This is a genomic window from Pedobacter sp. BS3, from assembly GCF_008274585.1.
Lineage (GTDB): Bacteria > Bacteroidota > Bacteroidia > Sphingobacteriales > Sphingobacteriaceae > Hufsiella_A.
Genome location: NZ_VTRT01000009.1, coordinates 45,505 through 59,758, shown reverse-complemented (window position 1 = coordinate 59,758; position 14,254 = coordinate 45,505). Strand labels below are relative to the sequence as shown.

Genomic DNA, 14,254 nt, shown 5'->3' with positions numbered 1-14,254 from the left:
TTATGTTATACTATCTGTTCATCTGGCTGCATAAAGAATTTAACATACCCGGTACAGGCGTGTTCCAGTACATATCGTTCCGTACCAGTATGTCGGTTATTCTGTCGCTGATCATTACAACCGTATATGGCAGCCGGCTTATCCGTTTTTTGCGGGCCAAACAGGTAGGCGAAACCGTACGTAACCTGGGTTTGGAAGGGCAAATGCAAAAGCAGGGAACGCCAACCATGGGCGGAATTATTATCCTGTTGGGGATATTGGTTCCTACCTTGCTGTTCGCCAGGTTAGAGAATATTTATATCATTTTAATGCTCATTACCACGGTTTGGATGGGCGTTATCGGTTTTGTAGATGATTATATCAAAGTATTTAAAAAGGATAAGGAGGGCCTTGCCGGAAGATTTAAAATTATGGGACAGGTGGGCCTGGCACTTATCATTGGCTGGACAATGTATTTTCACCCGGCCATTGTGGTGCGTCAGCAGGTTGCGCTGCCTACCACAAACACAGCCCCGTTGGAAGTGCACCAACGTGGCAACCAGTATTATTTTACCCAGAATGTAAAATCAACAAAAACCAATATTCCATTTTATAAAAACAACGAGTTCGATTACGCCAAAGTGCTTAAATTTTTGGGTAAGGGATATGAGAAATATGCCCTGCTGGTATTCCTGGTTTTTGTTATCGTCATTATAACGGCGGTATCAAACGGCGCAAACATCACCGATGGTATAGACGGGCTGGCAACGGGAACATCGGCCATTATGGGCATTACGCTTGCCATCCTGGCGTATGTATCAGGTAACACCGTAATAGCCGATTACCTGAATATCATGTACATCCCGAACTCCGGCGAGCTGGTAATTTTTGCCGGAGCCTTTGTAGGAGCCTGCGTGGGTTTCTTATGGTACAATTCGTTCCCGGCACAGGTGTTTATGGGCGATACCGGCAGCCTGGCTATCGGCGGAATTATCGCCGCGTTTGCCATCATGATACGCAAAGAATTGTTAGTGCCCATCCTATGCGGCATCTTCCTGGTAGAAAATCTGTCGGTAATCATACAGGTATCGTACTTCAAGTACACCAAAAAGAAATACGGCGAAGGCAGGCGGGTGTTTTTAATGTCGCCATTACATCACCATTACCAGAAAAAAGGTTACCACGAATCAAAGATCGTGACACGTTTCTGGATAGTGGGAATTATACTGGCGGTAATAACTATTGTAACGCTGAAACTGCGATAAATTAAATGAACAAGGATAACAACATACAGGCTTTACCTGCTTCCGCTCCGGGAAAAACCGGGGAAGGACGGCTTGTGGTGCTTGGTGCCGGCGAGAGCGGCACAGGTGCGGCTATCCTTGCCAAACAAAAAGGCTTTGATGTATTTGTATCCGATTTCGGTGAGATAGCTGCCGGTTACAAAGCTGAGCTGGATAAGCATGCCATCCCGTACGAAGAAAAGCAGCATACCGAGAGCCTGCTGTTAACTGCTGATGAGGTAGTCAAAAGCCCCGGCATACCAGACAAGGCGCCCATCATCAAAAAAATAAAAGAAAAGCAAATACCGGTTATCTCTGAAATAGAGTTTGCCGGACGCTATACCCAGGCTAAAACCATTTGCATTACCGGCGCTAACGGTAAGTCGACCACAACCATGCTGACCTATCATATCCTGAAGAATGCAGGCATAAACGTGGGACTTGCAGGCAACATCGGGCGCAGTTTTGCCAGGCAGGTAGCCGAAGAGAATTTTGATTGCTATGTGCTGGAAATAAGCAGCTTTATGCTGGATGATATGTATAATTTCCGGGCCGATGTGGCTGTGCTGCTCAACATTACACCCGACCATCTGGACCGGTACGATTATAAAATGGAGAATTATGTGGCATCCAAATTCCGTATCATTCAAAATCAAACGCCCAATGATGTTTTCATTTATTGTGCCGATGATGAGGAAACACTGAAGGGGCTGGAGCGCTATCATCCGGTAGCGAAAACCTATTCATTCTCCATAAAAAAACCGGTTTACCCGGGGGCATATCTCGATAACGAAAATAACATACATATAAACCTTAACGATAAAGACCAGTTAACCATGTCAATTACAGAATTAGCATTACAGGGCAAGCACAACATCTACAATTCCATGGCATCGGGAATTGTTTCCAAAGTGTGGCAGTTGCGCAATGAATCCATCCGCGAAAGCATGGGTACCTATAAAAACATTGAGCACCGCATGGAGCATGTTGCCCGCATATCGGGGATAGACTTTATCAACGATTCTAAAGCTACCAACGTTAATTCTACCTGGTATGCCCTGGAAAGCATGACAACCGATGTTGTGCTGATACTGGGCGGCGTAGATAAAGGTAATGATTACAGCATGCTGAAAGACCTGGTGCGCAGCAAGGTAAGAGCTATTGTATGTTTAGGTAAAGACAATAAAAATATACACGATGCTTTTGAAGATGATGTAGAAGTTATTGTAAATACATTTTCAGCTCACGATGCCGTGAATATGGCTTATCACCTGGCTCATAAAGGCGATACCGTTTTACTGTCGCCGGCCTGTGCAAGTTTTGACCTGTTCAGGAATTACGAGGATAGAGGAAACCAGTTCAAGGAAGCGGTGAGGGAGCTGTAAGGCGGAGAGGAAGAAGGCGTAAGGTTTAAGGTGTTAAGAGAGACAAGAACATAGATGCAAGAAACAAGATAAACGCAGAAATTACTCCCTCTCCTTTGGAGAGGGTTGGGGAGAGGCTATTATGATAAACAGGATACTCAATAAAACCAAAGGCGACCGCTGGATATGGCTTATCGTTATTTTACTATCGATATGGTCATTGCTGGCTGTTTACAGCGCTACCGGAACGCTGGCGTACAAACGTGGTGTGGGCACAGAAACCATCCTGATGAAACATCTGATGTTTATAGTTGGTGGTCTGGCGCTGATGTATTTTTCGCATCTGCTGGATTACCGGTATTACGCCGGAATTTCCAAGCTGCTGATGGTAATAACCATACCGTTGCTATTATACACCCTGATTTTCGGAGCCAATGTGAACGATGCCAGCCGTTGGGTAACCATTCCCATTATTAACCAGACGTTCCAGACCTCAGATATGGCCAAGCTGGCACTGATAACCTTTCTTGCCCGCACCTTGACCCGTAAGCAGGAAAATATCAAGGACGTAAAAAAGGCGTTTATTCCCATCATGGGGTCGGTTTGTGTGGTGTTCATATTAATTGCGTTGGCAAACCTGTCAACCGCGTTAATGCTGTTTGGCGTGAGCATATTACTGCTTATTATTGGCCGTATCAGCATCAAGCAGATATCTATTGTTTGCCTGGCAGGATTGGTACTCTTAGCAGGCGTTGTGTTGTTTGGCCCGCGGCGTGAAACATACAAATCACGTATTCAGACATTTCTACATCCCGAAAAACAGGATCCCGATAAATCGTTTCAGTCAAACCAGTCCAAAATCGCGATAGCTACCGGCGGTATTTTTGGTAAAGGACCAGGGAACAGCACACAGCGTAATTTCCTGCCGCATCCCTATTCAGACTTTGTTTTTGCATTAATTATAGAAGAATATGGCCTGATTGGCGGCTTAGTGCTCATTGTACTTTACCTGATGTTTTTATGGCGATGCATATTGATTGTAACACAAAGTCCTAAAGCCTTTGGCGCCTTGCTGGCGGCGGGGTTAAGCTTTACGCTCACCATCCAGGCATTTGCCAATATGGCCGTTGCGGTTGGCTTGGGGCCGGTTACCGGTGTGCCGTTGCCTTTGGTAAGTATGGGCGGAACATCCATTTTATTTACCAGCATAGCGTTTGGTATTATTCTGAGCGTTAGCCGCGATATCGATGAAAAGAAAAAAGGCAATACGGGTGATGATAAATCAAACGAACAAAAAATTATAGTAGGCGAAATTCCCGCGGTTTAATGCAGGGAAATAAATAAACAGGTTATGGCAAAACGGGTAATTATAAGCGGAGGAGGAACGGGAGGACATATATTTCCTGCCGTAGCGATTGCTAATGCCTTAAAAACCCTTGACCCTGCAACCGAAATACTTTTCGTGGGAGCTAACGGGCGCATGGAAATGGAAAAAGTACCGGCAGCAGGTTACCGGATCATCGGTTTGGACATCCAGGGCTTTCAGCGGAAATCCCTGTTGAAAAACCTGTTATTGCCTGTTAAGTTGGTTAAAAGCATTTTAAAAGCCCGGTCAATTATTTCAGAATTTAAACCCGATGTTGCCGTAGGCGTAGGCGGGTATGCTTCAGGGCCTTTGTTGTACGCTGCTGGCCAAATGGATATACCATACTTGATACAGGAGCAAAATTCTTACGCCGGTATTACCAACAAGCGTTTAGGCGATAGAGCCGAAAAGATTTGCGTAGCCTTTGATGGTATGGAGAAATTTTTTCCAGCCAATAAGCTGTTGCTCACCGGCAATCCCATCCGTAAAGAATCGGTAACAATTGCTGGCAAACGCGATGAGGCGTTGGCCGAATTTGAGCTCTCGGGCGATAAGAAAACAATACTGGTTATGGGCGGAAGTCTGGGCGCTGGCACACTAAATAGCTGCATGCTGGCCGGAATACAGAAGTTTATCCGGGCCGATGTGCAGCTTATCTGGCAAACCGGTAAATATTATTATAAAGGCATTGTTGAACAATTTGGTAACCAGCCAAAAGATACAGGCATACGTATCACCGAATTTCTAAATCGCATGGATTTGGCCTACGCTGCCGCGGATGTAATTATTTCGCGGGCCGGAGCCGGCAGCATCGCTGAATTTTGTATGGTAAAGAAACCGGTTATCCTGGTTCCGTCGCCCAATGTGGCCGAAGACCACCAGACCAAAAACGCGATGGCGCTGGTAAGAAAAGATGCGGCGGTATTAATTACCGATTCGGAGGCCGGCGATATATTGGTTGATGCGGCGTTGGCGCTGGTTAAAGATGAAAAACGGTGTGCACAGCTTGGCGAACAGATAGGCACTTTGGCGTTGCCAAATGCCGATGAAGTGATAGCCCGGCAGGTACTGGAAATAGCAGATAATAAAAAATGGAGTTAAACGCAATCAGGCAGGTTTATCTGGTAGGTATAGGCGGTATCGGAATGAGCGGCCTGGCACGGTATTTCCACCGTCGTGGATGTACCGTATCCGGCTACGACCGTACCTCAACCACGCTTACCGATAGCCTGATTGCCGAAGGCATTTCTGTAACCTTTACCGATGCCGAAGCTGAGTTGCCCGCCGCGTTTGCATCGCCCGGCGACGATAAGCTGGTAATTTATACACCGGCTATTCCAAAAGATTCCGCTATCCTGAATACATTGATCAACCGCGGGTTTCAGTTATATAAGCGTTCGCAGGTGCTGGGTATCATCAGTAAATCTATGTTTACTATTGCGGTGGCCGGTACGCATGGCAAAACCACAACATCCAGCATGGTGGCGCATATTCTGAAAGATACCGGTTATGATTGCTCTGCTTTCCTGGGCGGTATTACCGGGAATTACAATACCAACGTATTGTTCGGCAATAATAATACCCTGGTGGTTGAAGCCGATGAATATGACCGTTCATTCCTGACACTATACCCGGATATAGCCATCATCACCTCGATGGATGCCGACCACCTGGATATTTATGGTGATAAAGACCATCTGACAGAATCGTTCAGGATGTTTGCCGCTCAGCTGAAAAGCGGCGGTACGCTGATTCACCGGAAAGGATTACCGCTTAACGAAGGTCTGGCCTATTCGGCCACAGAGCCGGCCGACGCTTTTGCAGAGCATATCCGTATAGCCGGCGGCGATTTTTATTTCGACTTTGTAAACAGCAAAACCCGTATTCCGGATATCCGTTTAGGCATTCCAGGCAAACATAACGTGGAAAATGCCGTGGCGGCCATTCAGGCAGCATTGCTGCTGGATATCGACCCGCAAAAAATAAAAGCGGCATTAGGCAGCTTTAAGGGAGTAAAAAGGCGGTTTGAATATATCGTGAAAACAGATGAGCATATTTATATCGACGATTATGCCCATCATCCTGAAGAATTACGGGCCTGCATCACAGCCGTAAAAAGCTTATATCCCGGTAAAAAGCTGACGGTCATCTTTCAGCCGCATTTGTTTACCCGTACACGCGATTTTGCGGCGGGTTTTTCAGAAGTATTGAGTCTGGCCGATAAGCTGATACTGCTGCCCATCTATCCCGCAAGGGAATTGCCGATACCGGGCGTAACATCGGCAATGCTGTTAGATGGGGTCACCATACCCGATAAAAAAGAATTGAATAAAAATGAGGTTGAAGCATATATTAAGCAAACAAGCCCTGAGCTGCTGCTGACAGTAGGAGCAGGGGATATTGATACATTGGTTGAACCTTTAAAGCACCTGTTGAACCATGTGGAAGCGCATTAACTGGAGAGCGGTTTTATATACGTTTATCTGGCTGGTCTGCCTGAGCGGGCTTGTTGTGCTTATGAGTTTTATTAACGTGAAAAAAGACGGTGTACGGTGTAAAGATATCAAAGTGCTTATTCCCGGAAGCGATAACCTGATAGAGCGAAGCGAGGTAGACCGTATCCTGACCCGAAGCCAGGGGCAGCTATTGGGACGCATGGTTAACCGCATCAATATACACCGGCTCGAAAACGATCTGAGGAACAATCCTTTTATAGAAGATGCCCGTGTGTATATGGATATGGATGGAACCATTCAGGTAAAAGTACGGCAGCGGATTCCCGTACTGCGGGTGCTGAATGTCACCAACCAGGATTTTTATATCGATAAAAACGGGTTGAAGATCCCGATGTCGCAGAATTTTACGGCACGGGTATTGGCCGCAAACGGGTTTATATTAGAAGATTTTACCAACCGGGTAGATACCCTGAAAACCCGTGTAGCCCGTGATCTATTTACAACGGCATCCTTTATAGAAAAAGACAGCCTGTGGAGCAACCAGATCGAGCAATTGTTTGTGAACGAAAAAAGCGAGATAGAAATGATACCACGGGTAGGTAATCAGCGCATTGTTCTGGGCAATGCCGATTCGCTGGAAAATAAATTCAGGAATTTGCTGGCTTTCTATAAACAAGCCATGCCTAAAGTGGGTTGGGATACCTATAAGATCATTAATATAAAATATGCTCACCAGGTGGTAGGAGTTAAAAATACGGCAGCCGATAGTCTGGCGCTTAAAAAGGCCGCTATTGCTCATGCAGCCAGGGTTGATAGCATGCAACAGGATAAACAGGATACAGTAAAAATATTAACGCAATAAGTTATGGATAAAAGTTCGACAGCGCAATCAAAAAGCTCGCCAATAGTAGTAGGATTGGATATTGGTACCACCAAGATCTGTGTTACTGTTGGAAGGCGCAGTAATCATGGTAAAATAGAGATCTTAGGCATTGGCAAAGCCGAATCTTCGGGTGTAACGCGGGGTGTGGTTTCAAATATCCAGAAAACCGTGCAGAGCATTGTACAGGCGGTGGAGCAGGCCAGCGCACAATCAAACGTTGATATTAAAATTGTGAACGTGGGTATAGCCGGCCAGCACATTAAAAGCTTGCAGCATCGCGGTATCTTCACCCGTAAAGATCTGAATAACGAGATCCAGCGTAAGGATATCGATAAGCTCATTGAAGATATGTACAAGCTGGTAATGCCTCCCGGCGAGGAGATCATCCACGTACTGCCCCAGGAGTTTACCATTGATAATGAGCCGGGTATTAAGGATCCTATCGGGATGGCCGGTGTAAGGCTTGAGGCAAATTTTCATATCATTTCGGGGCATGTTAGCGCCATAAAAAACATTCTGAAATGCGTAAATAATGCCAGCCTGGAAACCCAGGAGCTTATCCTGGAACCTCTGGCCTCGTCAGAAGCTGTATTGAGCGAAGACGAGAAAGAGGCCGGTGTAGTACTGGTTGATATTGGCGGCGGCACTACAGATTTGGCTATTTTCCACGAAGGGATCATCCGGCATACAGCCGTAATACCCTTTGGCGGCAACATTGTAACCGAGGATATCCGTGAAGGTTGCTCGGTAATGCGTAACCAGGCCGAGCTGCTGAAGATCCGTTTCGGTTCTGCCCTGGCTGCAGAAAATAAAGATAACGAGATCATCTGCGTTCCGGGGTTGCGTGGTCGCGAGCCAAAGGAAATTTCGGTAAAAAACCTGGCCCATATTATACAGGCCCGCATGGAAGAGATCATCGACTATGTATATCATGAGATCAAGGCATCCGGTTACGAAAAGAAACTTATTGCGGGTATTGTTGTAACCGGTGGAGGCGCACAGCTGAAGCACTTGTCGCAGTTGGTGGAGTATAATACGGGACTTGATTGCCGCGTGGGATATCCTAATGAGCACCTGGCAAAAAATGAAGTATTGCCAAAGAATGTATACGAAGAGCTGAAAAGTCCGTTATATGCTACAGGTATAGGCTTATTAATAAAAGGAATTCAGAAGACTGAAGAATTGCAGGAATGGCGTAATCAGAAACCCCGTTCAGGCGAATCTGAAGGCGAAAAACCAAAGAAGCCGGGTTCTATACTTGACATTATTTTGAAAAAAGCAGGCGGTTGGATCAAAGACGACATTAAGGATGAAGATTACATTAAATAAAAAATTATCAACAAACGGCGATTTTTCCACATTTTTAACACTTGTGGAAAACGTGTGTGGAAAAAGTTTTAATATTACAGTTAGAACTGGTGGTGTAAAAATAAAATCTACTTAACTCAATATCAGCGATATGCAGTTTGAAATGCTCAAAGAAAGATCATCCATCATCAAGGTAATAGGTGTTGGAGGAGGCGGTGGAAATGCCGTAAATCACATGTACAGGCAAGGGATTACGGGTGTTGATTTCATTATCTGTAATACGGATGCACAGGCTTTGGAATTAAGCCCCATACCCAATAAAGTTCAGTTAGGTGCAAGCCTTACCGAAGGTATGGGTGCAGGATCTATTCCTGAGGTTGGTAAAAATTCGGCTATTGAGAATATCGAAGAGATAAAACGCATGCTGGGAACCAATACCAAAATGCTGTTTATTACTGCCGGTATGGGTGGCGGTACAGGCACAGGAGCCAGCCCCATCATTGCCAAAGCTGCCAAAGAGTTAGATATTTTAACCGTAGGTATTGTAACAACACCATTTTCTTTTGAAGGAAAACGCCGTAAACTGCAGGCGGAAGAAGGGCTGGAAGAGTTTAAAAAATATGTAGATTCTTACCTGGTCATTTCAAACGACCGCTTACGCGAGATATTCGGAAACCTGACACTCAGCGCTGCTTTTGCACAGGCAGATAATATTTTAACAACGGCTGCCAAAGGTATTGCCGAGATCATTACCATTCCCGGATACATCAACGTAGACTTTAAAGATGTACGTACGGTAATGCAGGATAGCGGTGTGGCCATCATGGGAAGCTATGCTGCAGAAGGAGAGAACCGGGCATTACGGGCCGTAGAGGGGGCGCTGGCCTCGCCATTGCTGAAAGATAATGAAATTGAAGGAGCCCGCTATATCCTGCTGAACATCAGTTCAGGATCAAAAGAAGTTTCTATGGATGAGGTAAGCATCATTACCGATTATATCCAGGAAGAAGCTGGTCTGGCCGCCGATCTGATATGGGGTAACTGCGTGGATGAAACACTGGAAGAAAAACTATCTGTGACCATTATCGCCACCGGTTTCCAAACCATGGAAGAACGGGCTGTTGAGCGTCAGCAACAAAAGAAAATATCGGTGCTTACCCCCGATAATGCCCCGATGATCAAGCCGGTTAACGCTTTCATTGAAGAAACCAAACCGCTTGCAGAGAAAGAAGAACGGGCAGTTCCCGTAATGAAAGTGCGTGAACCTGAAAAAGAAACTCAACCCGATCTGTTCGGTAACATATATAGTAATACCGTTAAAGAGCCTGAATTGCCGCAGGTTATAAAACATACGCTAACCGAAGAGGATGAGAAAGAATCGGCGAATGCGGAAGAAGAATCTCCGGTGGCTTTCAGCATAAAAAGTACAGACAGTATATTCCAGTTTGGTGAGCCTGTAAGCGAACCAGAGCCAGTTCAGCCTGTGGCAGCAGAAACTCCGGTTGCTACGCCGGCATATAACCCTGATGAGAATAAAACCGATGAATCGATAGAAGAGCAGCTCCGCAAATCGAGAGAACGTATTTTACGTTTAAAAGACCTGAGCATGAAGCTTCGTACGGCAAATGGCCTGCAGGAGCTTGAAAATGAGCCGGCCTATAAACGTAGGCAAATGCCTTTGCAACAAGTGCCCCATTCATCAGAATCACAGGTTTCAAGGTTTACACTGTCTAATGAAGATGGTATAACCGAAATAAGGCCTAACAATTCTTTTCTGCACGATAATGTAGATTAAGCTACAACATGCGGGCTGCCTCTAAAAGGCAGCCTTTTTTGTTTGGTTGGCATAAGTTATTGAACTATAGTTCAATTTCTGTTGCCTGTAGCCTGTATAAATCATAAATTTGCGATGTTTTTGAATTTATTTATTCAATAACGTTGATAAGTAAATGAATATGTGGCTTCATCTTTCTGATATTGAGCTACTTAGGTTCTTAATTTTGAATTTTTACTTTTAACTTAATTAATATATCACTTGGATTTATTTGATAAAATATCGAAAAACATGGGGCCCATAGGTCAGCATCTGAAATGGTCTCATGGTTATTTTTCTTTCCCCAAGCTGGAAGGAGAGCTTGGCCCCCACATGAAATTCAGGGGTAAAGAACATTTGGTTTGGAGCCTGAATAATTACCTGGGTCTGGCGAATGATCCCGAAGTTCGCGAGGCAGATGCCAAAGCGGCTCAGGAGTACGGTTTAGCTTACCCGATGGGCGCCCGTATGATGTCTGGTAATTCAACCAATCATGAGTCGCTGGAAAAAGACCTGGCAGCGTTTGTGGGTAAGGAAGATGCATTTCTGCTGAACTATGGTTACCAGGGAATGGTATCTATTATAGATGCCCTGGTAGACCGTAACGATGTGATCGTTTACGATGCAGAATCTCATGCCTGTATTATTGACGGCGTGCGGCTGCACATGGGTAAACGTTTTGTATACCAGCATAACGATATAGAAAGCTGCCGTAAGCAGTTAGAGCGGGCTTCTAAATTAGCCGAGCAGAATGGCGGCGGCATTTTACTGATAACCGAAGGTGTGTTTGGCATGTCGGGCGCACAAGGTAAGCTAAAGGAAATCGCTGAGCTTAAAAAAGAATTCAGCTTCCGCATGCTGGTTGACGATGCGCATGGCTTTGGAACCATGGGTAAAACAGGAGCCGGAACACATCAGGCACAGAATTGCATGGACGATGTGGATGTTTATTTCGGCACTTTTGCCAAATCAATGGCCGGAATAGGCGCCTTTGTAGCTTCCACAACAGATATTGTAAATTACCTGCGGTATAATATGCGCTCGCAGACTTTTGCCAAGTCGTTGCCCATGCCTATGGTTATGGGATTGAAAAAACGGTTGGAGCTGCTTAAAAGCCGTCCTGAATTGCGTGAGAAACTTTGGACTATAGCAACAGCCCTGCAAAATGGTCTGAAAGAAAAAGGGTTTGATATTGGCGCCACCAATACCATGGTTACCCCGGTTTTCTTAAAAGGCGACTTGAATGAGGCTACCGCGATAACGATGGATCTCAGGGAAAATTACGGCATATTCTGCTCTATCGTAGTTTACCCGGTTATCCCTAAAGGGTTAATTGAGCTGCGTATTATACCAACAGCAGCACATTCGCTGGATGATGTTAAACGTACGGTAGACGCTTTCTCTGAGGTACAACAAAAGTTAGAGCAAGGCTATTATAAAACGAAGAAAGTAGCGTTAAGCTAAGATCGCAGATACTAATGTCAGCCCCTAATTAAACCTGTAAAACCTTTCTATAAAATTTAGACAGCTTCTTAGCTAACAGTTGTCTTTTTATCCACATTAGGGCCGGAGTCTGCCATAAAAATCGTATCTTTGAAGGATATAGTTTAAACCATATATGAGCGAAGAAAAGCCAGACAGATCTAATTATTCAGCAGATAATATACAGGTTTTAGAAGGTTTGGAAGCGGTTAGAAAACGCCCTTCCATGTACATTGGTGATACCGGATTCAAGGGACTTCACCATTTGGTATACGAGGTTGTAGATAACTCCATTGACGAGGCGCTTGCCGGTTATTGTACCGATATTAAAGTTACCATTCACAAAGGCAATTCCATTACAGTTGAAGATAACGGGCGTGGTATCCCTACCGGGATAAACACCAAAGAGAAGAAATCGGCCCTGGAAATTGTGATGACGGTTTTACATGCCGGCGGTAAGTTCGATAAGGATACGTATAAGGTTTCGGGTGGATTGCACGGCGTGGGTGTATCGTGCGTAAATGCGCTTTCAACCCATGTTAAAACGGTTGTTCACCGCGAGGGTAAGATCTTTACGCAAGAGTACGAGCGTGGAAAACCGCTGTTTGATGTAAAGGTTATCGGCGAAAGTGACCGTACGGGAACTATCCAGACTTTTCAGCCCGACCCGGAAATATTTACACTGACTACAGAATATAAGTTTGATACGCTGGCCGCACGTTTACGTGAACTGGCTTACCTGAATAAGGGCATCCGGCTATCGTTAACAGATGAGCGTGTGGTTCAGGAAGATGGCAGCTTTTTAAGCGAAACCTACTTCTCTGAAGGTGGACTGCAGGAGTTTGTAAAATTCCTTGACGGAACGCGTACGCCGCTTATTCCAGAGCCAATTTACCTGGAAGGTATTAAGCAAGGCATCCCCGTAGAGCTTGCGTTTCAGTATAACGATACTTTTTCGGAGAATGTGCACTCTTACGTAAACAATATCAATACCATTGAAGGCGGAACACACGTGGCCGGTTTCAGAAGTGGATTGACCCGCACCTTAAAGGCTTATGCCGATAAATCGGGATTGCTGAAAAACTCTAAGGTAGAAATTACTGGTGATGACTTTCGTGAAGGTTTAACCGCCGTTATTTCGGTAAAGGTACAGGAACCCCAATTTGAAGGGCAAACCAAAACCAAGCTGGGAAATAACGAGGTTAGCGGTGCGGTAAATATTGCCGTTGGCGAAATTCTGGGTAACTACCTGGAAGAAAATCCCCGCGAGGCGAAAGCCATTGTTAATAAAGTGATTCTTGCTGCTACCGCACGTATTGCTGCCCGTAAGGCCCGCGAAATGGTGGTTCAGCGTAAAAGTGTGATGGGTGGCTCCGGCTTGCCCGGTAAGCTGGCCGACTGTTCGAATAATGATCCGGCTCAATGCGAGCTTTACCTGGTAGAGGGAGATTCTGCGGGTGGTACTGCTAAACAGGGACGTGACCGTAATTTCCAGGCTATTTTGCCGCTGCGGGGAAAAATTCTCAACGTAGAGAAAGCTATGGAGCATAAGATCTACGAGAACGAGGAGATCAAGAACATGTTTACGGCTCTTGGCGTAAGCATTGGTACTGCCGAAGATCATAAGGCGCTGAACCTTGAAAAGCTGCGTTACCACCGCATTATTGTGATGACGGATGCCGACGTGGACGGTTCGCATATTACCACGCTGATACTGACCTTCTTCTTCCGGTACATGAAAGAGCTGATTGAGAATGGCTATGTGTACATTGCAGCTCCGCCGCTTTACTTAATTAAAAAAGGTAAAGAGCAGGAGTACGCCTGGAATGACGAACAACGTGATGCGGCTATTCAGCGGTTAAAAGGAGCAGGCAAGGAAGACAGTGTGCACGTACAGCGTTATAAAGGTTTGGGCGAAATGAACGCCGAGCAGTTGTGGGATACCACCATGAACCCTGATACCCGTACATTGCGCCAGGTTTCTATTGAGAATGCCGCCGATTGCGATCATATTTTCTCGATGCTGATGGGCGATGAGGTTGCTCCGCGTCGTGAATTTATTGAGAAAAATGCACGTTATGCACGAATAGACGTTTAACTTCTAAAGTTGAAAGTCAAACGTTAAGCGAAATTATAACTGGCGCAAGCTTAAGGGGGTGCTGTGAGCAGGCTTGGCTTGTGCCATCGCGGCCGGTTAAAGTATAGGCGCCTGTTTGCGCTCGTTTGCAAAACGAGTGCATAAATCTCCGGCGTTTATAACGCCGGTAATAGCGGCCTTTGTTTGTTTTAAGCAGCATCGCGGCGTTGCAAACGCCGTTTT

The 14,254-nt window shown here is 45.5% G+C and carries 10 protein-coding genes; all 10 read left to right on the top strand.

Translation table 11 applies throughout. The features are described from left to right. Nucleotides 1-2 precede the first annotated feature (2 nt). The 10 genes from mraY (at nt 3) to gyrB (ending at nt 14,032) form a co-directional block, all read left to right on the top strand. The gene (mraY, locus tag FW774_RS18770) at nt 3-1,244 is read left to right on the top strand and encodes a phospho-N-acetylmuramoyl-pentapeptide-transferase (protein ID WP_149349831.1); all 1,242 of its coding nucleotides are present in this window, start codon (nt 3-5) and stop codon (nt 1,242-1,244) included. Between the two features lie 5 nt (nt 1,245-1,249). Then, nucleotides 1,250-2,647, top strand: coding sequence for a UDP-N-acetylmuramoyl-L-alanine--D-glutamate ligase (gene murD / locus FW774_RS18765; RefSeq protein ID WP_149349829.1), 1,398 nt, complete (start codon nt 1,250-1,252; stop codon nt 2,645-2,647). Between the two features lie 121 nt (nt 2,648-2,768). Continuing rightward, nucleotides 2,769-3,953, top strand: a complete 1,185-nt coding sequence (locus tag FW774_RS18760) for an FtsW/RodA/SpoVE family cell cycle protein (RefSeq protein ID WP_187774959.1) — start codon at nt 2,769-2,771, stop codon at nt 3,951-3,953. A 24-nt stretch (nt 3,954-3,977) separates the two neighbouring features. Further along, on the top strand, nt 3,978-5,093 hold the full coding sequence (murG, locus tag FW774_RS18755) for an undecaprenyldiphospho-muramoylpentapeptide beta-N-acetylglucosaminyltransferase (RefSeq protein WP_149349827.1): 1,116 nt from the start codon (nt 3,978-3,980) through the stop codon (nt 5,091-5,093). Next, a complete protein-coding gene (gene murC / locus FW774_RS18750; protein WP_149349825.1) occupies nt 5,084-6,448 on the top strand; it encodes a UDP-N-acetylmuramate--L-alanine ligase in 1,365 nt (454 codons plus the stop codon). Before murG ends, murC begins: the two co-directional genes overlap by 10 nt. Then, on the top strand, nt 6,432-7,310 hold the full coding sequence (locus tag FW774_RS18745) for a cell division protein FtsQ/DivIB (protein ID WP_149349823.1): 879 nt from the start codon (nt 6,432-6,434) through the stop codon (nt 7,308-7,310). The genes murC and FW774_RS18745 overlap by 17 nt, the downstream gene beginning before the upstream one ends. Nucleotides 7,311-7,313: 3 nt before the next feature. Then, the gene (gene ftsA / locus FW774_RS18740) at nt 7,314-8,660 is read left to right on the top strand and encodes a cell division protein FtsA (protein WP_149349821.1); all 1,347 of its coding nucleotides are present in this window, start codon (nt 7,314-7,316) and stop codon (nt 8,658-8,660) included. 130 nt (nt 8,661-8,790) lie between these two features. Further along, entirely contained in the window at nt 8,791-10,434 is a 1,644-nt protein-coding gene (gene ftsZ / locus FW774_RS18735; protein WP_149349819.1) for a cell division protein FtsZ, read from the top strand. A gap of 240 nt (nt 10,435-10,674) precedes the next feature. Next, on the top strand, nt 10,675-11,916 hold the full coding sequence (locus tag FW774_RS18730) for an aminotransferase class I/II-fold pyridoxal phosphate-dependent enzyme (protein WP_149349817.1): 1,242 nt from the start codon (nt 10,675-10,677) through the stop codon (nt 11,914-11,916). Nucleotides 11,917-12,070: 154 nt separating this feature from the next. Then, on the top strand, nt 12,071-14,032 hold the full coding sequence (gene gyrB / locus FW774_RS18725; RefSeq protein ID WP_149349816.1) for a DNA topoisomerase (ATP-hydrolyzing) subunit B: 1,962 nt from the start codon (nt 12,071-12,073) through the stop codon (nt 14,030-14,032). The last annotated feature ends 222 nt before the right edge of the window (nt 14,033-14,254 follow it).

What these genes read in the sequence shown, in the direction of transcription:
- ftsA (WP_149349821.1), top strand. Translation starts at nt 7,314, where the DNA reads ATGGATAAAAGTTCGACAGCGCAATCAAAAAGCTCGCCAATAGTAGTA.
- FW774_RS18745 (WP_149349823.1), top strand. Translation starts at nt 6,432, where the DNA reads ATGTGGAAGCGCATTAACTGGAGAGCGGTTTTATATACGTTTATCTGG.
- gyrB (WP_149349816.1), top strand. Translation starts at nt 12,071, where the DNA reads ATGAGCGAAGAAAAGCCAGACAGATCTAATTATTCAGCAGATAATATA.
- ftsZ (WP_149349819.1), top strand. Translation starts at nt 8,791, where the DNA reads ATGCAGTTTGAAATGCTCAAAGAAAGATCATCCATCATCAAGGTAATA.
- murC (WP_149349825.1), top strand. Translation starts at nt 5,084, where the DNA reads ATGGAGTTAAACGCAATCAGGCAGGTTTATCTGGTAGGTATAGGCGGT.
- mraY (WP_149349831.1), top strand. Translation starts at nt 3, where the DNA reads ATGTTATACTATCTGTTCATCTGGCTGCATAAAGAATTTAACATACCC.
- murG (WP_149349827.1), top strand. Translation starts at nt 3,978, where the DNA reads ATGGCAAAACGGGTAATTATAAGCGGAGGAGGAACGGGAGGACATATA.
- FW774_RS18760 (WP_187774959.1), top strand. Translation starts at nt 2,769, where the DNA reads ATGATAAACAGGATACTCAATAAAACCAAAGGCGACCGCTGGATATGG.
- murD (WP_149349829.1), top strand. Translation starts at nt 1,250, where the DNA reads ATGAACAAGGATAACAACATACAGGCTTTACCTGCTTCCGCTCCGGGA.